Source organism: Massilia scottii (assembly GCF_030846495.1).
GTDB classification, from domain to species: domain Bacteria; phylum Pseudomonadota; class Gammaproteobacteria; order Burkholderiales; family Burkholderiaceae_D; genus Telluria_A; species Telluria_A violaceinigra.
Window position 1 is genome coordinate 281,802 of the sequence record NZ_JAVCWM010000007.1, and the last position, 22,718, is coordinate 304,519.

General features: G+C 62.6%; 19 protein-coding genes. 11 read left to right on the plus strand and 8 right to left on the minus strand.

Annotated elements, in window-relative coordinates:
• Nucleotides 1–167: 167 nt before the first annotated feature.
• The 5 genes from moeA to RBA41_RS12570 all read right to left on the minus strand — a co-directional run bounded on the left by moeA (nucleotide 168) and on the right by RBA41_RS12570 (nucleotide 7,818).
• A complete protein-coding gene (gene moeA, locus RBA41_RS12550; RefSeq protein WP_306624225.1) occupies nucleotides 168–1,451 on the minus strand; it encodes a molybdopterin molybdotransferase MoeA in 1,284 nt (427 codons plus the stop codon).
• Nucleotides 1,452–1,470: 19 nt separating this feature from the next.
• Nucleotides 1,471–2,082: a molybdenum cofactor guanylyltransferase MobA gene (gene mobA / locus RBA41_RS12555; RefSeq protein ID WP_306624227.1), complete on the minus strand. Its 612-nt coding sequence runs from the start codon at nucleotides 2,080–2,082 to the stop codon at nucleotides 1,471–1,473.
• A complete protein-coding gene (gene moaA, locus RBA41_RS12560) occupies nucleotides 2,083–3,204 on the minus strand; it encodes a GTP 3',8-cyclase MoaA (RefSeq protein WP_306624230.1) in 1,122 nt (373 codons plus the stop codon).
• Entirely contained in the window at nucleotides 3,197–4,531 is a 1,335-nt protein-coding gene (gene chrA, locus RBA41_RS12565; protein WP_306624231.1) for a chromate efflux transporter, read from the minus strand. Before chrA ends, moaA begins: the two co-directional genes overlap by 8 nt.
• An 86-nt stretch (nucleotides 4,532–4,617) precedes the next feature.
• The gene (locus RBA41_RS12570) at nucleotides 4,618–7,818 is read right to left on the minus strand and encodes an Rne/Rng family ribonuclease (protein WP_306624233.1); all 3,201 of its coding nucleotides are present in this window, start codon (nucleotides 7,816–7,818) and stop codon (nucleotides 4,618–4,620) included.
• Nucleotides 7,819–8,504: 686 nt separating this feature from the next.
• Between RBA41_RS12570 and RBA41_RS12575 the strand changes: the two genes are divergently transcribed.
• From RBA41_RS12575 to RBA41_RS12595, 5 genes are all read left to right on the plus strand, one after another.
• Nucleotides 8,505–9,497, plus strand: a complete 993-nt coding sequence (locus RBA41_RS12575) for an RluA family pseudouridine synthase (protein ID WP_306624234.1) — start codon at nucleotides 8,505–8,507, stop codon at nucleotides 9,495–9,497.
• Nucleotides 9,498–9,563: 66 nt separating this feature from the next.
• Nucleotides 9,564–10,223, plus strand: a complete 660-nt coding sequence (locus RBA41_RS12580) for an HAD-IA family hydrolase (RefSeq protein WP_306624235.1) — start codon at nucleotides 9,564–9,566, stop codon at nucleotides 10,221–10,223.
• Nucleotides 10,220–10,600 (plus strand): Rieske (2Fe-2S) protein, encoded by a 381-nt coding sequence (locus RBA41_RS12585; RefSeq protein WP_374709545.1) that lies wholly within the window; start codon nucleotides 10,220–10,222, stop codon nucleotides 10,598–10,600. The genes RBA41_RS12580 and RBA41_RS12585 overlap by 4 nt, the downstream gene beginning before the upstream one ends.
• A gap of 37 nt (nucleotides 10,601–10,637) precedes the next feature.
• Complete coding sequence (locus RBA41_RS12590; protein WP_306624236.1) at nucleotides 10,638–11,636, plus strand: S49 family peptidase; 999 nt, start codon at nucleotides 10,638–10,640, stop codon at nucleotides 11,634–11,636.
• Between the two features lie 496 nt (nucleotides 11,637–12,132).
• A complete protein-coding gene (locus tag RBA41_RS12595) occupies nucleotides 12,133–12,327 on the plus strand; it encodes an ATP-dependent Clp protease proteolytic subunit (RefSeq protein ID WP_306624239.1) in 195 nt (64 codons plus the stop codon).
• A 150-nt stretch (nucleotides 12,328–12,477) separates the two neighbouring features.
• Here the strand turns inward: RBA41_RS12595 and RBA41_RS12600 are convergent, their stop codons facing one another.
• On the minus strand, nucleotides 12,478–12,873 hold the full coding sequence (locus RBA41_RS12600; protein WP_306624241.1) for a hypothetical protein: 396 nt from the start codon (nucleotides 12,871–12,873) through the stop codon (nucleotides 12,478–12,480).
• A 239-nt stretch (nucleotides 12,874–13,112) separates the two neighbouring features.
• Here RBA41_RS12600 and RBA41_RS12605 point away from each other — a divergent pair, with 239 nt between their 5' ends.
• A complete protein-coding gene (locus RBA41_RS12605) occupies nucleotides 13,113–13,829 on the plus strand; it encodes a pseudouridine synthase (RefSeq protein WP_099875559.1) in 717 nt (238 codons plus the stop codon).
• A gap of 21 nt (nucleotides 13,830–13,850) precedes the next feature.
• Nucleotides 13,851–14,849 (plus strand): fumarylacetoacetate hydrolase family protein, encoded by a 999-nt coding sequence (locus tag RBA41_RS12610; protein WP_306624243.1) that lies wholly within the window; start codon nucleotides 13,851–13,853, stop codon nucleotides 14,847–14,849.
• A gap of 55 nt (nucleotides 14,850–14,904) precedes the next feature.
• Here RBA41_RS12610 and RBA41_RS12615 read toward each other — a convergent pair whose 3' ends face one another.
• Entirely contained in the window at nucleotides 14,905–15,393 is a 489-nt protein-coding gene (locus RBA41_RS12615) for a DUF6328 family protein (protein ID WP_306624244.1), read from the minus strand.
• 160 nt (nucleotides 15,394–15,553) lie between these two features.
• Here RBA41_RS12615 and flhB point away from each other — a divergent pair, with 160 nt between their 5' ends.
• Together flhB and flhA are read left to right on the plus strand one after the other, a co-directional pair.
• Nucleotides 15,554–16,732 (plus strand): flagellar biosynthesis protein FlhB, encoded by a 1,179-nt coding sequence (gene flhB / locus RBA41_RS12620; protein ID WP_306624246.1) that lies wholly within the window; start codon nucleotides 15,554–15,556, stop codon nucleotides 16,730–16,732.
• Nucleotides 16,729–18,813, plus strand: coding sequence for a flagellar biosynthesis protein FlhA (gene flhA, locus RBA41_RS12625; RefSeq protein WP_306624248.1), 2,085 nt, complete (start codon nucleotides 16,729–16,731; stop codon nucleotides 18,811–18,813). Before flhB ends, flhA begins: the two co-directional genes overlap by 4 nt.
• A gap of 107 nt (nucleotides 18,814–18,920) precedes the next feature.
• Here the strand turns inward: flhA and RBA41_RS12630 are convergent, their stop codons facing one another.
• Entirely contained in the window at nucleotides 18,921–19,943 is a 1,023-nt protein-coding gene (locus RBA41_RS12630; protein WP_306624249.1) for a ParA family protein, read from the minus strand.
• 626 nt (nucleotides 19,944–20,569) lie between these two features.
• Between RBA41_RS12630 and flhF the strand changes: the two genes are divergently transcribed.
• Complete coding sequence (gene flhF / locus RBA41_RS12635; protein WP_306624250.1) at nucleotides 20,570–21,895, plus strand: flagellar biosynthesis GTPase FlhF; 1,326 nt, start codon at nucleotides 20,570–20,572, stop codon at nucleotides 21,893–21,895.
• 37 nt (nucleotides 21,896–21,932) lie between these two features.
• Nucleotides 21,933–22,715: a MinD/ParA family ATP-binding protein gene (locus tag RBA41_RS12640; RefSeq protein WP_374709546.1), complete on the plus strand. Its 783-nt coding sequence runs from the start codon at nucleotides 21,933–21,935 to the stop codon at nucleotides 22,713–22,715.
• The last annotated feature ends 3 nt before the right edge of the window (nucleotides 22,716–22,718 follow it).

Here is a 22,718-nt window from a genome sequence, read left to right on the forward strand (position 1 = left end):
TAAATATGCAAGCTATGACAAATCAGAGTGACTTCAAAACAACAAAAATATCAGAAACACCACGTTTATGCAAATTGGGTGATATTACTCTCATAACAATTTCTGCATTTACCGTGTTTTTAGTTATCAAAATGCACTATTTCTCGTTGTCCGACAGCTTGCATTGTTCAGATCAGGCCGTCGAACAGCATGATGTCGACAAGATCGCCCGCATCGACGTTGCCTTGCTCATCATGCAAGATCACCATGCAGTTCGCCTCGCTCATCGAACGCAGGATGCCGGAGCCTTGCGAACCGGTGATGCGCACGCTCTGCCGGCCATCGTCATCGCGCCCCAGGATACCGCGCTGGTATTCGGTGCGGCCCGGTTTTTTGCGGATGGCGCCGGCCGAACGCACCTTGAGCACCGGCAGCGGCGCCTCGGCGCCCATCATGCGCAGCAGCGCGTCGCGCGCGAAAAAGTAGAACGACACCATCACCGCCACCGGATTGCCGGGCAGGCCAAACAGGAAGGCACTGTGGCCGTTCGAGGCGATGCGCCCGAACGCGAGCGGCCGGCCCGGGCGCATGCCGATCTTCCAGAAGCTCACGTCGCCCAGTTTGGCCATGATCTGGCGCGTGTAGTCGGCCGCGCCGACCGATACGCCGCCGGAGGTGACGATGGCGTCCACGTTTTCGCAGGCATGGCGCAATGCCTCTTCCAGCGCTTGCGGATCGTCGCGCACGATACCCATGTCGACGATCTCGCAACCGAGGCGCGTGAGCATGCCGTGCAGGGTGTAGCGGTTGCTGTCGTAGACGCAGCCGGCGTCGAGCGGCTGGCCGATCGACCGCAGTTCGTCGCCGGTGGAGAAGAACGCCACGCGCAGGCGCCGCGTCACCGGCACCGTGGCGATGCCGAGGGACGCCAGCAGCCCCAGGTCGGCGGGGCGGATGACTTTACCCTTGCGCAGGGCGGCGCTGCCGGCCATCAGGTCTTCGCCCGCGACACGGCGGTTGTCGCCGCTGCGAATCACGCCCGGGGCGATCGTGATGCTGTCAGCGCCGATTGCCGCGACCAGTTCCTGCGGGATCACGCTGTCGCAGCCGGCCGGCATGACGCCGCCGGTCATGATGCGCACGCATTCGCCGCTGCCGGGAACCACGTCGGACGGGCGGCCCGCGAACACGGTGCCCACCACCGCCAGGGTGACCGGCGCACCCTCCAACAGGTCGGCGCCGCGCAGGGCGTAGCCGTCCATGGCGGAATTGTCGTGCGCCGGCACGCTGATCGGCGAGATGATGTCCTCACCCAGCACCCGGTCCAGCGCCGCCAGCAGCGCTACCTGTTCGATGGCGCCGACCGGCTTGATGAAGTCGCGGATGATGCGCTGCGCGTCGCGCACGGGCAGGGCATCGGGGTCGTAGGCGGACAAACAGCTGGTGACGTCGTTCAGGGTCGGCATGGTCATGGTGTGCTTGGGTGAGGGATCATTCAGGTTCGCACTGGCGCAGTTCGTCCAGCGTGTTGATGTTGCGGAAGGCGGCAGCGTCGTCGAAGCGCACGCGTACCACCCTGATGCTGCCGTACCAGCCATCCATGCGCCGTCCGCCGCCGGCAAGGTAGGCTTCCAGCCGGGGCAGGGTGGCGGTCCTGACGAGGGCGAACACGGGCTGCGGCTGGATGCGCGGCACGCCATCCGGTCCGGCTTCGGCGGTTTCGGCCAGCGCCAGGTCGGCGCCGCCGGCATCGAGTGCCCGGTGCAGGCGCGCTACCAGGTCGTGCGGCAGAAACGGCGAGTCGCATGGCGCCGTGACCAGCAGCGGCGTGGCGCAGCGGGCCATGCCGGTGGCCAGCCCGGCCAGCGGCCCCTCGAAACCGGTCAGCTGGTCCGGCCATACCGGTACGCCGAACCCGGCGTAGAGCTCCAGGTTCTGATTGGCGTTGATGGCCACGGTGCCGACCTGCGGCGCCAGGCGCCGCATCACATGCCCGGCCATGCTGACGCCGCGAAAACGCTGCAGGCCCTTGTCGACGTGGCCCATGCGGGTGCCGCGTCCCCCGGCCAGAATCAGGCCGGTGATGTCGTCTGGTAAAGTCATTTAACCGCCGATGTACGACATTTCGACGCGTTTGCCCTCGCGCGGGCCGCCGCTTTGAATGCCGCTGGTGTTGATGGTACGGGTTTCGGAATAGCGGTCGGCACGCACGTTCCACAGCGCGCCGACGGCGGCCGAGATTTCGGCGTCGCTGCGCCCTTCGCGCAGCAGGGCGCGCAGGTCGTGGCCGCGGGTGGCGAACAGGCAGGTGTACAGCTTGCCCTCGGTCGACAGGCGCGCGCGCGAGCAATCCTTGCAGAAGGCCTGGGTGACGCTGGAGATCAGGCCGATTTCGCCGCTGCCGTCGGCGTAGCGCCAGCGCGCGGCGGTTTCGCCGCTGTAGTTCGCTTGCTGCGGCACCAAAGGCATCTCGGCCGAGATGCGGCGCGCCACTTCCGCCGACGGGATCACTTCGGCCAGGTTCCAGCCGTTCGATGCGCCCACGTCCATGTATTCGATGAAGCGCAGGATGTACGGGCTGCCCTTGAAGTGGCGCGCCATGGGCACGATTTCCTGGTCGTTCATGCCGGCCTTGACGACCATGTTGATCTTGATGGGCCCCAGGCCCGCGGCGTGGGCGCAATCGATCCCGGCCAGCACGTCGGCCACCGCGAAGTCGACATCGTTCATGCGCTTGAAGGTGGCGTCGTCGAGCGAGTCGAGCGACACCGTAACCCGGTTCAGGCCAGCATCCTTCAGCGACTGCGCTTTTTTCGCCAGCAGCGAACCATTGGTGGTGAGGGTGATGTCGAGCGCTCGCCCGCTCGGGGTGCGCAGGGCGCTGAGCATGCCGACCAGGCGTTCCAGGTTCTTGCGCAGCAGCGGTTCGCCGCCGGTCAGGCGCAGCTTTTCCACGCCGTGGGCGACGAACAGGCTGGCGATGCGGGTGATTTCCTCGAACGAGAGCAGCGAGGCGTGCGGCAGGTAGGCGTAGTCCTTGTCGAACACTTCCTTGGGCATGCAGTAGACGCAGCGGAAATTGCAGCGGTCGGTGACGGAAATGCGCAGGTCGTGCAGGGGCCGCCCGAGTGCGTCGGCCAGGAGGCCGGTGGGCGCATCGAGCCGCGCGGGGATTGCCGGCGGCGGCGCGCGGCCGTCGCTGAGCATGATAGTTTTTTCAGCCATGCCGATACGATAGCACGAGGCCCGCGACGGCACAGGCGGCGAGCAGTTTGATGGTCCCCACCTTGAAGCGGAACAGGGCCACGCAGGCGGCCGCGCTGATGGCGATTGCCGCGATGTCGACTTGGCCGTTCTGCACGAACACGTGCTGGCCGAAGAACACCGCCAGGCTGACGATCACGCCCACCACCGCCGCCGAAATGGCGGTCAGCGGCGCCGTCATGCGCACATTGTCGCGCGTCGCTTCCACCAGCGGGCCGCCGGCCAGGATGAAGATGAACGAGGGCAGGAAGGTGAAGAAGGTGGCCACGCAGGCACCAGCCACGCCGGCCAGCAGCACGCCGCCCGGGCCGAAAATGGCGTGGCTCCAGGCGCCCACGAAGCCGACGAAGGCGACGATCATGATCAGGGGCCCGGGCGTGGTTTCGCCCAGCGCCAGGCCATCGATCATCTGGGGCGCGGTGAGCCATTGATAGTGCTCCACGCCGCCCTGGTACACATAGGGCAGCACCGCGTAGGCGCCCCCAAAAGTCATCAGCGCGGCCTTGGTGAAGAACCAGCCCATCTGGGCCAGCGCGCCCGCCGCGCCGTAGCGCCACGCCAGCAGCAGCCACACGCCGGCACCGAGGGCCAGGCCGCCGAGGGCCACGCGCACCAGGCGCGGCCAGGTAAAGCGGGCGTGGGCCGGCGTGGGGGTGTTGTCGTCGATGAGCGCGATGCCGTACGAGGCGCGGCTGTCCGGGTGCTGGCCGCCGACCTGGAATTGCGCCGGCAGCAGCCGTCCGCCGGCGAAACCGATGGTCGCCGCGACCAGCACGATCAGCGGAAACGGCAGTTCGCCCAGCGCGATGGCGAGGAAGGCGGCGACGGCAATCGCCAGCAAGGTGCGGTTTTTCAGCGTGCGCGAGCCGATGCGCCAGGCGGCGGCCAGCACCACGGCCACCACCGCGGGCTTGATGCCGTACAGGATACCGGCGACCACGGGCAGGGTGCCGTAGGCCATGTAAATCCACGACAGGACGATCAGGATCAGCAGCGAGGGCAGGAAGAACAGCAGTCCGGCCAGGATGCCGCCGCGGGTCTTGTGCATCAGCCAGCCGATATAGATGGCAAGCTGGGTCGCTTCCGGGCCGGGCAGCAGCATGCAGTAGTTGAGCGCGTGCAGGAAGCGTTGTTCGGAAATCCAGCGGCGCCGCTCGACCAGTTCGGTGTGCATCAGCGCGATCTGACCGGCCGGCCCGCCAAAGCTGATGAAGCCGAGCTTGAGCCAGTACCGGAAAGCCATGCGCAGGGTGACGGGAGCGGGAGGGATATCGGCTGGAAAGGTCATCGTTCACTCAGGTTCAAAGTAAATACGTGGTTTTTTCACGTAAAAAAGGGGAAGCCTCAGCTTCCCCTTTTTTTGTTGCGCCCTGATTACTGGCGGCTGGTATCCACCTGGACCAGCGGCTCATCGACTTGCGGCGGCAGCGGCTTGCGCTCGCGTGGCACGCGCACCGGCGGCGCTGCATTGGCGGCCGCTTCCTGGGCTGCACGCAGCTTTTCAGGATCGGTGGCAGCCAGGGTCAGGCCGGCCGAACCGAGGATCTCGGAGAGGTCGGCAACCGGTGCCGCTGCCGCTGCAACTGGTGCTGGGGCAACCGGCGCTGGTGCAACTGGCGCTGGTGGCGCGACAGGGGCCGGCGCAGGTGCTGCAACCGGCGCCGACGCTGCTTCGACCGGCGCCGCTGCGGCAGTTGCATCGGCAGCCGTTGTTTCGGTTGCCGCAGCGTCGGCTGCCGCAGCGTCGGCTGCCGCAGCGTCGGCTGCCGCAGCGTCGGCAACCGCTTCCGCAGCTTCCTCCGCAACCGGATCGGCCGGGGTGAACATCGTTGCTGGCACGATTTCTTCGCGTACCGGAGCAACTACCGGAGCAACCGCTGGAGCCACTTCCGGCGCTGCTTCGGCTGGTGCTGCGGCAACTACCTCGGCTACTGGAGCTGGCTCGGCAGGTGCCGGTGCCGCTTCCATTACCGGGGCCGGGGCTGGTGCAGCGTCGACTGGCGCAGGCGCTGCTGCTTCCACCGGCGCTGGCGCCACTACGTATTCCGACACGGGCTCAGGTGCGGCTTCCGCTTCAGCTTGCGCAGCTTCCACTGGTGCTGCCTCGGCGACAACCGGCTCGGCTGCGGCGAATACTGGCACTGCTACTTTTTCGAAGGACGGTGCATCCGCTGGCGCTGGTTCGACGGTGAAGCTGGCTTCGTTGACAACGTCGCCGTCTTCGCCTTCCATGCCCTCGGCCTGGTCGCGGTCGCGGCGATTGCGGTTGCGCCCGCCTCGACGACGACGACGGCGCGGCTCATCGCCACCGGCTTCGACTTCGATTTCTTCACCGTTCGGGCCGATCGTGGTGATCATTTTCGGCACGGCGGCTTCTTCATCGCCTTGCGGCACGGTAACATTGACGATTGCCGCGGCGGCCACGACCGGCGAAACGGCCAGTTCATCGGTCTTCGCTTCGGCTACCGGGGTGCGGTAGTCGGCGCGTTCGCGCGGTGGACGCGGGGTGCGCTCACCACGTTCCGGACGCTCGCCACGCTCCGGGCGTTCCGCACGTTCGGCGCGCGGCGCCACTGGCGCGCCGGCGGCGTCGACCTGCGCTTCACGCGGCTCGCGCGGCGGGCGTGGAGGACGCGGCGGGCGGGCAGCCTTGTCGGCGTCGCCCGGCTTGCCTGCCTCTTCCAGTGCGGCTGGCTTGCCCGGCTCGCGCTCAGGACGGCCGTCCGGCTTGCCGCCACGGGTGCGGGCACGCGGGCCACGGCCGTTGCGGTCTTCGCGGCCCGCAGGCGCGGCGGCCGGCTTGGCCGGGGCTACTGGTGCCGGAGCGACAATGACGGGTGCTTCCTTCTTGAAAAAGAAACCCATGATCCTGGCCAGGAATCCTTCTTCCTCGGGCGCGGTCAGTACCGGTGCCTGGACCGGCGGGGGGACCGGCTTGAGCACTTCGGAGCGGTCCACCATTGGCGCAGGCTGGTCCGGGGTGATGGTCTTGACGACGGCTTCCTGGCGCGGCTTGACTTCTTCCTTCTGGCGCTTGCTGTAAGCCATGTCGGTTTCAGCTTCTTCGGCCAGGTTGTAGCTGGCCTGGCTGTCTTCGAGGCGCGGATCGTCGTGCTTGATGCGTTCGAGCTTGTAGTGCGGCGTGTCCAGGTGCTTGTTCGGGATCAGGATCACGCTGATGCGGTGGCGGTTCTCGATCTTGAGCACTTCGCCGCGTTTTTCATTGAGCAGGAAAGCGGCAACGTCCACGGGAACCTGCACGTGGATGGTGGCCGAGTTTTCCTTCATCGCTTCTTCCTGGATGATGCGCAGCACCTGCAGGGCGGACGATTCGGTATCGCGGATGTGGCCGGTGCCGGAGCAGCGCGGGCACGTCACGTGCGAGCCTTCCGACAGCGAAGGGCGCAGGCGCTGGCGCGACAGTTCCATCAGGCCGAAACGGGAAATCTTGCCCATCTGAACGCGTGCACGATCATGGTGCAGGGCGTCTTTGAGGCGCGTTTCGACTTCGCGCTGGTTCTTCGCCACTTCCATGTCGATGAAGTCGATGACGATCAGGCCGCCAAGGTCGCGCAGGCGCAGCTGGCGTGCCACTTCTTCGGCCGCTTCGCAGTTGGTATTGAATGCGGTGGTTTCGATGTCGGAGCCGCGCGTGGCGCGGGCCGAGTTGACGTCGACCGAAACGAGGGCTTCGGTGTGGTCGATGACGATGGCGCCGCCGGACGGCAATGGTACCGTGCGGGAATACGCGGTTTCAATCTGGTGTTCGATCTGGAAGCGCGAAAACAGCGGTACGTCGTCGCTGTAACGCTTGACCCGGTGGATCATGTCGGGCATCACGTGGCGCATGAACTGGTGCGCTTGTTCGTAGATATCGTCGGTATCGATCAGGATCTCGCCAATATCGGGCTGGAAGTAGTCGCGGATCGCGCGGATCACGAGCGACGATTCCTGGTAGATCAGGAAGGCGCCGCTGGCCGACTTGCCGGCGCCTTCGATCGCGCGCCACAGTTGCATCAGGTAATTCAAGTCCCACTGCAGTTCTTCGACATTGCGGCCGATGCCGGCGGTGCGGGCGATGACCGACATGCCCTGCGGCAGGTCCAGCTTGTCCATCGTTTCGCGCAGTTCCTGGCGTTCTTCGCCTTCGACCCGGCGCGAAACACCGCCGCCACGCGGGTTATTCGGCATCAGGACCAGATAACGGCCGGCCAGGGAAACGAAGGAGGTCAGGGCGGCGCCCTTGTTGCCGCGCTCTTCTTTCTCGACCTGGACCATGATTTCCTGGCCTTCGCGCAGCGCTTCCTTGACCGAGGCGGTACGGACATCGACGCCTTCGCGGAAATAGGTGCGGGCCACTTCCTTGAATGGCAGGAAACCGTGGCGGTCTTCGCCGTAGCTGACGAAGCAGGCTTCGAGCGACGGTTCGATCCGGGTAATCACGCCCTTGTAGATATTCGACTTGCGCTGTTCGCGACCGGCGGTTTCGATATCGATGTCGATCAGTTTCTGACCGTCGACAATCGCTACGCGCAGTTCTTCCTGCTGCGTAGCGTTAAACAACATGCGTTTCATTTTTATTGACTCCGCGACCCGGGGGCCGTTCTAGTGCCGCTCTGCGCGGGACGCAGGGCGGCGAAAAGTACAGGGATGTACGCGGGAAGGGAAGTGGAGGGTGGGTATGCCTTTTCGCACGGCGCAGCAACGCAAAGCGTTACGGCCGCGACAGGGCGCGGTGGGGTCGATCGACATGCCGAGTGCACGCATCACCTGCAACTTAGCTGAAGCAGCCCCGGTGTGATCGGGGCACAGACAAAGCCAGGCGGTGAGCAAATCGGTGAGCCAAACCGTAGCCAGCGAACATACTAAGACTTCGATACCAGGCTTAAACACCAGCCCTTATTCTCAAGCCTTCAGGATGAGGCTTACATCGGGTCGGGCGAAAACGACAAGCGTTATCGACGCCATCATCCGGCGAGCTGGCCCCGAGGGACAGCTTGCCAGTACTTATCCTTACAATTCCAAACAATCCATTCCGCAGCCTTGCGCGTTATCCGATTACAACAACGGTGCAACCTTGATTCGCGCCGGGATGTGCGTACACATTTTTTCCATCGAATTTGCAATTTGGCGGGGCCGATGGAGACGCCCCTGTGTAAAATATCGTTTTAATTCTTACACCAGCAGAGGTTTGACCGCCGCCTGTCGATTATATATTCAAAATGAAGGACTTAGAGAGAATTTCTGGGAAGACAGAGCAAATGAAGATGCAAAACGATGTTGTTCCCCCTTCATCACAGGCCCCCGTTCAAGCCCAATTTGTCACAATTACCGAAGAGGAAGCCGGACAGCGGATCGACAACTACTTGTTGCGGGTCTGTAAGGGCGTTCCGAAAAGCCATATTTACCGCATCCTGCGCTCGGGCGAGGTCAGGGTCAACAAGGGCCGTATCGACCAGTTGTACCGGCTCGAAAGCGGCGACGTGGTGCGCATTCCGCCGGTGCGGGTGGCCGAGAAATCGACCGCCGTGGTGCCGGGCGCCGAATTCCCGATCCTGTTCGAGGACGCGCACCTGCTCATCATCGACAAGCCTTGCGGCGTGGCGGTGCACGGCGGCTCGGGCGTGTCCTACGGCGTGATCGAACAGTTGCGCGCGGCCCGGCCGGACGCCAAGTTCCTGGAACTGGTGCACCGGCTCGACCGTGAAACGTCGGGCCTGCTGTTGCTGGCGAAAAAACGCTCGGCCCTGACCAATCTGCACGAGCAGATGCGCGACGGCCTGACCGACAAGCGCTACCTCACCATGGTGTACGGCGACTGGAAAAACGCGCGCCAGCACATCAAGCTGCCGCTGCACAAGTTCACCACGGCCGATGGCGAGCGCCGCGTCTGCGTGCAGGCCGGGGGCATGGAGTCGCATACCGTGTTCAGCCTGCTGCGCAAGTTCGACAAGTTCGCCCTGCTCGAAGCCGAACTGAAAACCGGGCGTACCCACCAGATTCGGGTTCATCTGGCTTCGTCGGGCTTTCCCATCATTGGCGATGATAAATACGGCGATTTTGCGTTAAACCGCGTCCTGCTCAAAGCCGACGCCACGCGCGGCGCGCTCAAGCGGATGTTCCTGCATGCGCACCAGATTACGTTTACCCATCCTGAATCCGGCAAGGACGTGACGATAAATGCACCGTTGCCAGCAGAATGCGAACGTTTCTTGGTAAGCTTGGGGAAACCGCTGAACACAGCACCGCGCTAGTCTCACGAGAATAGTCCGCGTTGATCAATCCTGGAAGGAGCCGGCCGCCACAAGCGGCCGCAATACATGGCACGTAAGCAATTTGATCTGATCGTTTTCGACTGGGACGGCACCTTGATGGACAGCACGTCCACCATCGTCAAGTGCATCCAGGCCGCCGCCAGGGACCTCGGCTTGCCGATTCCGCGCGACGATGCCGCTTCGCACGTGATCGGCCTGGGCTTGCACGAAGCGATGCAGGCCGTGATGCCGAATATCGACCCCGCGTTTTACCCGCGCATGGTCGAGCGTTACCGTTTTCATTTTCTGTCGAAAGACCACGAACTGGTGCTGTTCGACGGCGTTCGCGAGATGTTGACCGAACTTTCGCAGGAAGCTTACTTTTTGGCGGTAGCCACCGGCAAGAGCCGGGTTGGCTTGAACCGTTCGCTCAACGCGGTCGGGCTGCTCTCGCTGTTCGACGCCACCCGTTGCGCCGATGAGACATTCTCCAAACCGCATCCAGCCATGCTGCAGGAACTGACCCGCGAACTGGGGCAGGATCTGAAGCGCACGGTGATGATCGGCGACACCACGCACGATTTGCTGATGGCGAATAACGCCGGTGCGGCCGGGATTGCCGTGCAGTATGGCGCCCATCCGCACGAGCAGCTGAGCGCTTGCAATCCCGTCTACTCCGCCGAAACCGTGGCCCAGCTGCGCACCTGGCTGAGCGAGAACGCATGATGGCGGACCAGGCCGACGGCGTGCTGGTCTGCGGGTCGGAGCACGTGCTCGAAGGCGGACGCGGCGTGCGATTTGGCGTCAGCGCCTTCGGCGACAAGGCGACCGGTTTCGTGGTGCGTCACAAAGGAACGGTGTACGCCTACCTGAACCGCTGCGCCCACGTGCCAATCGAGCTCGACTGGGCCGAAGGCGAGTTCTTCGAGTCCAGCGGCCTGTACCTGATGTGCTCGACCCACGGCGCCATTTATGTACCGGAAAGCGGCTTTTGCGCGGGTGGACCTTGCAAGGGCGGCCGCCTGCGCCCGATCGGCGTGCGCGAGGAAGATGGGCAGATTTACTGGCAACCCGACGAGTTCGTCAAGCCGCCCGCGGCCTGAGCACGCAGTACCGACACCCTATTACGTAAAGCGATTTATGAGAGACAACACTTTCGTCGATTCCAAGGAAACAGCGCTGGCGGCGGCACCGAGCACCGGCAACTGGGAGCGCGACACCCTGGAAAAGCTGGTTTTTGCCACCGTGCGCGAACAGCGCGCCACGCGCCGCTGGGGAATTTTCTTCAAGCTGACCTTCCTCGGGCTGGCGTTTTTCGCGCTGTGGGCGTTTTTCGATTTCGATTTCAGCGGCTCCGACGGCGAGGCCCTGGGGCGCCATACCGCCCTGATTGAAATCGACGGCAGCATCGAATCGGAAGGCAGCGGCTCGGCCGATGTGGTGATCCCTTCATTGAACAAGGCATTTGCCGATTCCGGCTCGGTGGCGGTGGTCCTGCGGATTAACAGCCCGGGCGGCAGTCCGGTCCAGGCGGGCAATATCGTCGATGAGATCCTGCGCCTGAAACAGGCCTATCCCAGCAAGCCGGTATATGTGGTGGTCGATGAAATCTGCGCCTCCGGCGGCTATTATATTGCCGCTGCCTCCGACAAGATCTTTGTGAATAAGGCCAGCATTGTCGGATCGGTGGGCGTGCTGATGGACGGTTTCGGCTTTACCGGCACCATGGAAAAACTCGGGGTCGAGCGGCGTTTGCTCACGGCCGGCGAAAACAAGGGATTCCTCGATCCTTTCAGCCCGCAATCGGACAAGCACAAGGCGCATGCCCAGGCCATGCTCAACGAAATCCACCAGCAATTCATCGCCGTGGTACGGACTGGCCGCGGCAAGCGCCTGAAAGAGACGCCGGAGACCTTCTCGGGCCTGTTCTGGAGCGGCGCCAAGGCGGTCGATATGGGCCTGGCCGACGGCTTCGGCACGGTGGAGACGACAGCGCGCGATGTGGCCAAGGCCGAGGATATTGTCGACTACACGGCGCGTGAAGGTTTGCCGGAGCGGGTGCTGAAGAAATTCGGTGCGTCAGTGGGGGCGGGAATGGTCAAAACCCTGGGGCCAGCGGCACGGCCAGCGTTGCATTAATATCGCGAGGCGAATATTTTCCTTGAAAGTTCGGGCAGGTGTCCTATATTAGACCTGTAGTTCTTTCCAAGGGAGGCCGATATAAAAAGTACACCCTGTGTTGGCAGCATATTGTTTGAAATGAACTACTAACCGCATCATGATGCGGTATAGAGAGAATTACAATTCCTCGCATGAAGTCCTTTCACCGGGACGTGGAAGCGGCGGCGTGAAGCCGCCGTTTTCCATCCAGCCGATGTTATTCCCGCTATTGTTTATTCCACCATTGTTTATTTCGCCATCTCCTCGATGTGCGATCGCATGGCCGTACGGGTGGGATATCGCCGTCGATTAACAATGGTCGTCCCCTTCCGCGCGCCGCACCGTCGCGCGCAATGGCCGGCCATGCCGGATGCATTGGTCGGGGACGCGCGGGGCCCGGACCCTAGGCCGCCAGCACGGCGCCGTACGAGGCATCGTTGGCGCATGCGCCGGCGCGGATCCTCAGGCGAGGAGATTGCTGCACCGACACCGGCTGCTCCTCACCGGGCAGGGTCACCATCGCCGCCACAATACCATCCATGCCGAACGCACCGGACAAACACTGGCGCAAATTGAAAAGGATTCGGACCGCGACAATTACATGTCGGCCGCCGAAGGGGCGCAATACGGCCTGATCGACCGGGTACTGGCCACGCGCGAGGGAGATTGAGGACGTCAATGCCCGTCAATTCCGCGCCGGGAGGCCGGGAGCGGCGGATCCGTCATTGCCGCCATTGGCAATCAGGAGGGATCCGCATCGGGAATGGATCTGGAGCGTGCCGGCGCGCTCGAGGGCGCCGGCGACAGTCTGGCGACGCGATCAGTCGATGCAGGATTCGCTGCTGTCGGCGTCGACCATGCGCAGGCGCTCCACGTTGCGTTGCGCGCAATCGATGTCCAGCACAGCCTGACCGGCGCAATCGGCACTGCTGGCTTGCACCGTATCGCCATCGTAGCCCTGCGCAAAACCTCCCTGGCTGAGCCATTCCTGAAAGCCATTGTTGGCTTGCGCATACCAGCGCGCCTGCGGCGACACGCGCACCATGCCCGGCACCAGCATGCGCGGCAGATGGATGCCGCCGGTCCAGCGCGCTATTGCGTCACGCGTCGTCTCCAGCGCCGACTGGGCCAGCGGATTGTCGGGAAGATTGTCGGCGGCCGATTCCAGGAAGTCGGCAGTGTTCATTTGCGTGGCGGCGGAAGTAATGGTGCGCATCCTGGTCCTCATCATGTTTGTCGGGTTCAATTGCCCTAGTGTTACTGTAAGCATTCGCAGGTGGCGTTAGGCCGATTCCTACTGAGGTTTCAGTTTAACAATCGGGCTCTTGCCATTCTTGATCTGTGTCAAAGATGCGTAAAGGCTCTTCCTTAACTCGCCATCAATCGGGTCTTTATCCTACAAAGTGCTAGGAGCATTCCTATCCGGTCAAAGGCGCATCTGGTAAAGTCTCGCCCATGAGTAAATTATCCCTGGACCGCATCCTGCAATCGCAGGGCTTCGGCACACGCAAATATTGCCGCGCCCTCATTGAAGACGGCGAAGTCGTCATCAATGGCGCCCCCTACACCGACTACAAGACCGCCATCGACACCGATGGGCTGGTCATGACGATCTTCGACGACGAATGGGTTTACCGCGAACATGTGTATATTGCGCTGCACAAACCCGTCAATGTCGAGTGTTCGCGCAAGCCGAGCCATCACCCCGGCGTGCTGACCTTGCTGCCCGAACAATTCACCTGGCGCGACGTGCAGCCGGTGGGCCGGCTCGATCACGACACCACCGGCATGTTGCTGATGTCGGACGATGGTCCGTTTATCCACACCCAATCGTCGCCGAAGCGGCACATCCCCAAGATATATCAGGCCACCACGCAGGACCCCGTCACGCCTGAACTGATTGCGCAACTTCTGTCCGGCGTCAAACTGCACGACGAGCCGGCGCCGCTGGCGGCCCTGAGCTGCGTCCAGCGCGGCGAGCACCAGCTCGAAATCGTGCTGGAACAAGGCAAGTACCACCAGGTCAAACGCATGCTGGCTGCGGCCGGCAATCATTGCAGCGCGCTGCACCGGTCCGCCATCGGCCAGCTGACGCTGGAGTCGCTCGGCCTGGCCGAAGGCGAGTGGTGCTATCTGGACCAGGCCAGGCTGGACTTGCTGGTGCCGGGTTGAACGCGCACGCCGGATAAGATCATGAAATTAGCCACACTCAAGGATGGTAGCCGCGACGGCCAGCTGGCGGTCGTCTCGCGCGACCTGAAAACGGCGCACCTGGCCGACGGCATCGCGCCCACCCTGCAGGCGGCGCTGGACGACTGGGCATTCATTTCGCCCCAGCTGAGCGATATGTACCAAATGCTCAACAGCGCACGGACCTCGCGCAGCTTCGACTTCGATCCCGCCACATGCATGGCGCCGTTGCCGCGCGCGTTTCAGTGGGTGGACGGCTCCGCGTACGTCAATCACGTCGAGCTGGTGCGCAAGGCGCGCAATGCCGACATGCCGGCGTCGTTCTGGGAAGATCCGCTGATGTACCAGGGCGGCAGCGACGATTTCCTGGGGCCGATGGACGAGATCGTGCTCGCGCATGAGGAGTGGGGCATCGATTTCGAGGCCGAGGTGGCCGTGATCACGGGCGACGTGCCGATGGGCAGCACGCCGGACCAGGCGTTTCAACAGATCAGGTTGTTAATGCTGGTGAACGACGTCTCGCTGCGCAATCTGATTCCGGCCGAGCTGGCCAAGGGCTTCGGGTTTTTGCAGTCCAAGCCGGCGTCCTCGTTTTCGCCGGTGGCGGTCACGCCGGACGAGCTGGGCGATCAGTGGCAGGATGCGAAGGTGCATCTGCCGCTGCGTTCGACCTGGAATGGCAAGCTGGTGGGGCAGCCGCATGCCGGCGTCGATATGGTATTCAACTTCGCGCAACTGCTGGCACATTTGTGCAAAACCCGCAATGCGCGCGCTGGGACGATCATCGGTTCCGGCACGGTGTCGAACAAGGATGCCAAGCGCGGCTATTCGTGCATCGCCGAGAAGCGCGCCCTGGAGATGATCGCCGATGGCGTCGCTAGCACGCCGTTCATGCTGTTTGGCGACACGATCAGGATCGATATGCTCGATGGGGCAGGAAAGTCGATCTTTGGCGCGATCGAGCAGACGGTCAAGCAGGCCGAGGCGAAGAAAAGCCGCTAAACGCCCGTTCTCCGCGCGCCGCGGCGGCATGCGGGGGAACGACGGCGAACAGTGTCTAGTAGCCGTGCATGCGCTTCAGATAAGCCGGCAACAGCCACCATATCGATAGGATGAAGGTGGCGATCCCGCTTGCCGTCACCAGCCCCACAACGCTGCCGAAGACTTCCGAAATCACCAGGTTGGTCGCCAGTATCAAGGCCACCCCCAGCGAAAACGCCCCCGCCACGATCTGCCGCGTCGCTACCCGCTTGAAGCGGGCGCGGTCGTTCAATGGCCGCATCAGCCGGTGCTGAATGGCCGGTGCGCTCAACAAGACCAGACTCGTCAACGCCAGCACGAAGGTTGCCAGGAACACCATCTTCTCGCTCTGCACGATCTGCCGGAAACCGCCGTTGAACGGCAGGATGATCAGAAACGCGGTCAACATCTGTGCCCCCGGCAGCAGGATGCGCTGCTCGCTGAGCATGTCGGAAAAGTCGCCATCTTCCTTGAGGTCGGCCGCGACGAGCGGCTCTTGGGGATCGGACGGAACCAGCGAATTCATGGTGTTCGTGTAGAAGTTGATAATTTTTAATTATACGAGAGCCCGCGCAAGAGCCCCGTTCGCCTGCCACCACCCGAATTGAGCCCTGTTTGCCGCCTTAATCGCTGGATAGCTCTAGAGCAATTTCGCGAATAATGGCATCTGTTAACGGGAGCCTGGCATGTCAGACAGTAGCGACGCAGAAAAGACAGAAGCAGCGTCACCCAAGCGATTGGAGCAGGCGCGCGAAGAAGGCGACGTGCCCCGCTCGCGTGAAGTGGCGACGTTTACGGTCCTGATGACGGCCGGCTGCACCCTGTGGTTCTTCGGCGCCGGCATCGCACGCCAGCTGAACGCGACCATGGTGTCGGGCCTGAGCATGGACCGCGAGCAAATCTTCAACCCCAACGCCATGATCCTGCGCGTGGCCGGCGATATCGCCCAGGTCATGCTGGCATGCCTGCCGCTGGCCATCGCCATCATGATCGTGGCGCTCGCTTCGCCCCTGCTGATCGGCGGCTGGCTGTTCAGCAGCAAGTCGTTCATGCCCAAATTCAGCAAGCTCAACCCCATGCGCGGCCTGACCAACATGGTCTCCACCAACGCGCTGGTCGAATTGCTCAAGGCGATCGCCAAGACCATCGTGGTCGGCACCATCGCCTGGATGGTCGTGATGAGCCAGAAAGACGCCGTCATCGGCCTGGCCGTCGAGCCCCTGAAAAGCGGCAGCGTCCACATGATCGACCTGATCGGTTCGGCGTTTTTGTTCATCGTCGGCGGCCTCGGCATCGTGGCCGCGATCGACGGTCCGTACCAGATCTGGCACTACGCGAACAAGCTCAAGATGACGCGCCAGGAAATGATCCAGGAGTCGAAAGAGTCGGACGGCAATCCCCAGATCAAGGGCAAGATTCGCCAGATGCAGCGCGAAATGTCGCAGCGCCGCATGATGGCCGACGTACCGACCGCCGACGTGGTGGTCACCAACCCGACCCACTATGCGGTGGCGCTGAAGTACGCCGATGGCCAGCGCGGCGCGCCGCGCGTGGTGGCCAAGGGCAGCGATGAAGTGGCGGCCCGCATCCGCGAACTGGCCAAGGAAAACAATGTGGCCCTGCTGGAAGCGCCGGCCCTGGCCCGTGCGCTGCACAAGCACACCGAGATCGGCGACGAGATTCCGGAAGCGCTGTACTCGGCGGTGGCGGAAGTGCTGGCGTATGTGTTCCAGCTGCGCGCCTACAAGAACGATGGCGGCACCTACCCCGACCGGCCGACCAGGCTGCGCGTACCGCCCGAGCTCGACCCGCATGACCCGGCATCGCAAACCAAACCTGAACCGAAGAACGGAGCCACACCATGAACCGCCTGAACGTGCCGTCCTGGTTAAGTGGAATGAAAGGCGGCGGCAACGCCCTGGCGGCGCCGGCCATCATCATCATGCTGCTGATGATGATGATCCTGCCGCTGCCGGCCTTCGTGCTGGACGTGTTCTTCAGTTTCAACATCGCCCTGTCGGTCATCGTGCTGCTGACCAGCCTGTACACGGTCAAGCCGCTCGACTTCATGGCCTTCCCGACCATCCTGCTGGTGTCGACCATGCTGCGCCTGTCGCTCAACGTGGCCTCGACCCGTATCGTGCTGACCGAAGGCCACACCGGCGGCGCCGCGGCCGGCAAGGTGATCGAAGCCTTCGGCCACTTCCTGATCGGCGGCAACTACACGGTCGGTATCGTCGTGTTTATCATTCTGACCATTATTAACTTTACCGTCGTCACCAAGGGTGCCGGCCGGATCGCCGAAGTGGGCGCCCGTTTCGCCCTGGACGCGATGCCGGGTAAACAGATGGCGATCGACGCCGACCTCAACGCCGGCCTGATCGCCGAAGACGAAGCGCGCCGCCGCCGTACCGAAGTCGCCCAGGAAGCCGAATTCTACGGCGCCATGGACGGTGCCAGCAAATACGTGCGCGGCGATGCCGTGGCCGGCATCATGGTTACCGTCATCAACGTGATCGGTGGCTTGCTGGTTGGTATCTTGCAGCATGATATGGCCTTCGGCGAAGCGGCCAAGACCTACACCCTGCTGGCCATCGGTGATGGCCTGGTGGCGCAGATTCCATCGCTGATCATCTCGACCGCGGCCGGTATCGTGGTCTCGCGCGTGGCCAGCGACCAGGACATCGGCACCCAGCTGGTGCGCCAGTTGTTCGCCAAGCCGGAAGTGCTGTATATCACCGCCGCGATCATCGGCGGCATGGGTTTGATTCCTGGCATGCCGAACCTGGTCTTCCTGCTGCTGGCCGGCGCGCTGGCGGGCATCGCTTATCTGATCCACAAGAAGGCCAAGGCGCCGCCGCCGGAAGAAGTCGAAGCGCCGGCCCCGGTTGCCGCGCCCGAGCAGGAAGAAGCCAGCTGGCAAGACATCATGCCGGTCGATACGCTGGGGCTGGAAGTCGGGTATCGCCTGATTCCGCTGGTCGACAAGACCCAGGGCGGCGAACTGCTCAAGCGCATCAAAGGCATTCGCAAGAAATTCGCGCAGGAAGTCGGTTTCCTGGCGCCACCGGTACACATCCGCGACAACCTGGAGCTGAAACCGTCGGCCTACCGCATCACGCTCAAGGGTGTGGAAGTGGGCAGCGGCGAGTCGATGAACGGGCAGTTCCTGGCGATCAATCCGGGCATGGCCAGCGGCAACCTGCCTGGCCTGGTGACCACCGATCCGGCGTTCGGCCTGCCTGCGGTGTGGATCGATGCCGGGCTGCGCGATGAGGCGCAGAGCATGGGCTATACCGTGGTCGATGCCGGTACTGTGGTGGCAACGCACCTGAATCATTTGATCACGACGCACGCGTCGGAATTGCTGGGCCGGGCCGAAGTGCAGGCACTGCTCGATCATCTGGCCAAGGAAGCGCCGAAGCTGGTGGAAGACCTGGTGCCGAAGCTGGTGTCGCTGTCGACCTTGCAGAAAGTGTTGCAGAATTTGCTGGTCGAAGGCGTGCACATCCGTGATATGCGCACCGTGATCGAAACCCTGGCCGAATATGCTCCGCAGACCCAGGACCCGGCCGACCTGACCGCCGTGGTAAGGATTGCGCTGGGGCGGGCGATTGTGCAGCAGTTGTTCCCGGGCACGAATGAATTGTCGGTGATGACCCTGGATAACCGGCTTGAGCGGCTGTTGATGCAGGCGCTGGGGACCAATGGCGATGGCGCCGGAATCGAACCTGGCCTGGCCGATACGATTGCGCAGCAGGCCGGCGCGGCGGCGGCGCAGCAGGAACAGATGGGACTGACGCCGGTGCTGCTGGTGCCGGGTCCGTTGCGGGCGATGCTGTCGCGCTTCCTGCGCCGGGCCTTGCCGCAGCTGAAGGTGCTGTCGCACAATGAGATTCCGGAGACCAAGACCATTCATGTGACCAGTCTGGTGGGGGCGCAGTAAGGAATCCGGAATGTGACTGTGGCGAGGGAAACGCAATTTCCGTGTCATGGGCACCGGGCAATGGCGAGAAAAACGACGATTGACGGACCCTCAACACAAAGGCGTCCTTAGATTTCCAGGTCAATCCGCTCCGCAATCTTTTCCGCCAACTGCGTGAAGTCCTTTTTGGCGTCCTGCACCGCGCCAAAATGGCTGCCGATCGCGCCATCGGCCGAGGTGAGGTTGAAAATGGGTTTTCGGCGCTCGTGAGCAATGTGGATCAGGCTGCGGTAATGTTTAATTGTTGCCAAGCAATTAAGATCGTCCTCCTCCTCGTCCCGCGTCTCGGCAAGTGCCGGTTCATTTAATATGAACTCGCGATATGCCGCCGGAATGCGTTGCGACCATCTGTCGACAATGCTCACGGGCCTGCCCAAGTACATGTTGAGTTGCTGGCGCATGTAGCCGATCGGCTGCATGTGGCGATCAGGCGGCTTGAAATCGATAAGGCTGCTATTCTCACCGCGTGCATTCCAATTAGCCACTCTTTCATGCCAGGAACTTTTCCAGTTGCGAAGCGTCGGTCCAAGGCTTTTCAGGCTCATCAGCGAAGGTAAATCGGTCCCTAAAGGAATTGCGACATAGTCGGTAGCAATCAGAACTGAACGATTGATGGCACCGAGGTTCGGCCCGCTATCCACCAGAATAATATCCGCCCGCACTTGATCAGCCGCCATTTGCAGGACGCGCCAGAACGAGCTGAGTATTTGCATCGGTCGGTAAGGATTTTTATCGCCGAGGCTGCTGCGCCACGCTGCCGAAAGCGTATCTTCAAACGCTGAGAGCTCGATATCGCCTGGGAGTAAATACAACTCAGGCGTGATGCGCTGAAGAATGGGTTCTGCAATATCCCCCTCGTCAGTCAGCGCTTTGACACATTGATAGATTGTCGACCCTGCGTATTGTTTTTCCCAGAGTGCCTCTATCTTATTTTCGTCAAGTAAAGTGGAGGTGAGGGTGGCTTGCGGATCCGCATCCACGACGACCACCCTCTTACCCAGACGGGAAAACATCCAAGCTAAGTGATATATCAAGGAAGTTTTGCCTACTCCTCCTTTGTTATTGAAAAAAGTCAACACAGGCGTACTCATGATTTCCCTCGCAGAACACAGACCACCGCGCTTTGGGTAGTCTCGAATTCAGGTACGGGATTGCGTTCGGCACGGTCTGATTCGGTGTCGTTCAGCAGATTGAGCAGATCTTGATCGGTAAGTCTTAGCATGTCTGTTGCCCAAAAGTCACTTACTTGGCATGATTGCGCTCTCATTCGCTCAGCGGACCATGTCGACGGCCACGCGCAGCGCTACCAACGTGATTGGATACTGTGAATTTTTATTGACGTCGCAGCAGTGTTCCTATATGCCGTATGATACGCTACTTGATTCATGGCTCACACTTCAGTCCATATTCCCGGTCCGACGTGCCGTTAAGCTGACGACGCGATTTTCGGCGCCAGTCTTGCGCCGGCCTGGCTGACGTCTCCCATCTTGCCAGTCAGCCAAATTTTTTCTTATGCCAACATTGCGCGTAGCCGGTTTGCTCTCGCTTGCCGGTTTGGATCGAGCCGCGCAGGCGATGAGCGAGGATCTTGCTGCTCCACCGAAATGAACCCCTTTTACCGTCCTTCTCCCTCGATCGTTTCCAAACTGCATCGTCAATAATGGATCCTGTCAGTGCCTCATGTGAGCGCACCCAGCAGGAACCCCAGGAGTTGGCGATGAATGTCAAAAAATTTACGGCTGCAACATCACGCGACGCACTGCGTAAAGTACGCGAAGCGCTCGGGCCCGACGCCGTCATCCTGTCCAACCGTCCGGTCGACGGCGTGGTCGAGATCCTCGCCCTCGCCAGCGACGACGTCGCCTCGATCTCGTCGCCCGCCCACGAATCCGAGATGGCCCAGCCGCGCCCATCCCTGTCGATCCCGCCCGACACCTACGCCAACCGCCGCGCCGCGCCCACGCCAGCCCCGGCCTACGCCGCGCCGGAATCGTTCGACATGTCGATGATGGCCTCGCACATGTCGTCGATGATGCAGCAAGCCATGAATCAGGCCAAGGACAGCGCCAGCGCCGAAATGTCGGGCATGATGAATGAAATCCGCGCCATGCGTGGCTTGATGGAAAGCCAACTGGCCGAAATCGCCTGGGGCACCACCCAGCAGCGCGAGCCGCAAAAAGCCGGCGTGCTGCGCGAAATGCTGGCCGCCGGTTTCTCGGCCAGCCTGTCGCGCTACCTGATCGAAAAACTCCCGGCCGGCAAGGATGCCGCCGAGAGCCTGCGCTGGATCAAAACCGTCCTCGCGCGCAATCTGACCACCATCTCGAACGAAGATGAAATCCTGGAAAAGGGCGGCGTGTTCGCCCTGGTCGGCCCCACCGGCGTGGGCAAGACCACCAGCACCGCCAAGCTGGCCGCGCGCTGCGTGATGCGCCACGGCCCGGAAAAGCTGGCCCTGATCACCACCGACGCCTATCGTATCGGCGGCCACGAACAGCTGCGCATCTACGGCAAGATCCTCGGCGTGATGGTGCACTCGGTCAAGGATGAATCGGACCTGCGCATCGCCCTGAAAGAACTGCGCAACAAGCACACCGTGCTGATCGACACCGTCGGCGTCTCCCAGCGCGACCAGAACGTGGCCGAACAGGTGGCGATGCTGTCCGAGACCGGCGCCGACGTCAAGCGCCTGCTGTGCCTGAACTCGACCTCGACCAACGAAACCCTCAACGAAGTGGTGCGCGCCTACCAGGGCAGCGGCCTGGCCGGCTGCATCATGACCAAACTCGACGAAGCGGCTTCGATCGGCAACGTGCTCGACGTCGTGATCCGCCAGAAACTGAACCTGTTCTACGTCTCGAACGGCCAGCGCGTGCCGGAAGACCTGCACCTGGCCGACCGCAACATGCTGGTCGACCGCGCCTTCCGCCTCAAGCGCGATGCCGCCGCCACCCAGTTTTCGGATGCCGAACTGCCGCTGCTGATGGCCAATACCAGCACCGCCCGCAACGACCGCAGCCTGCGCGAGGTGTCCCTTGGCTAACCACTTCGATTTCGACCAGGCCGAAGGCCTGCGCCGGATGCTGGCCGGGCCCAAGCCGCGCATCGTCACTTTTCTGTCGGCCACGCCCGAAGACGACAAGGGCGCCATGCTGGTCAACCTGGGCGCCTCGCTGGCCCGGGCCGGCAACGACGTGCTCATCGTCGACGCCTGCGACCGCGAATACGGCGTGGCCCAGCGCCTCGGCGTGGCCGACCGCGCCAGCCTGCTGCAGGTGGCGCGCCAGCAGTGCGCGCTGAACCAGATCATCCACCAGGTGCCGCAGGGCTTCGGCGTGGTCAGCATGGCGCGTGCGCGCGGCGGCCCGGACGAAGCGCGGCGCCTGGCCAAGACCTTCGAGGTGCTGGTCAAGCAGACCGGCATCGTCATCGTCGACGGCGAATTCGGCGACGACGACAGCTTTCCGGTGCCGGTCATGGACAGCGCCGAAATCGTGGTCCAGGTCTCCACCAGCGCCGCCTCGATCACGGCCGCCTACGCCCTCATCAAGCGACTTTCGCAACAGTTGGGGCGCCGTCCGTTCGGAATTCTGGTAACGGGCGCATCCGAAGCCGAAGCCAAGGTGGTATACGATAATATGTCATCTGCGGCAAGTCGTTACCTTGCCGTACAGCTCACGTCGATGGGCTCGGTCCCGGCGGACGAATACCTGCACCGGGCCGCGCGCTTGGGCCGGGCCGTGGTCGATGCGTTCCCGCTGGCCGGCGCCTCGGTGGCATTTCGCCAGCTGGCGGGGCGCTTTGCCCTGACAGCCATGCCGCAACTTGGCAGGACAGGGGGGACTTCCCATTTTGGTTCTTAAAAC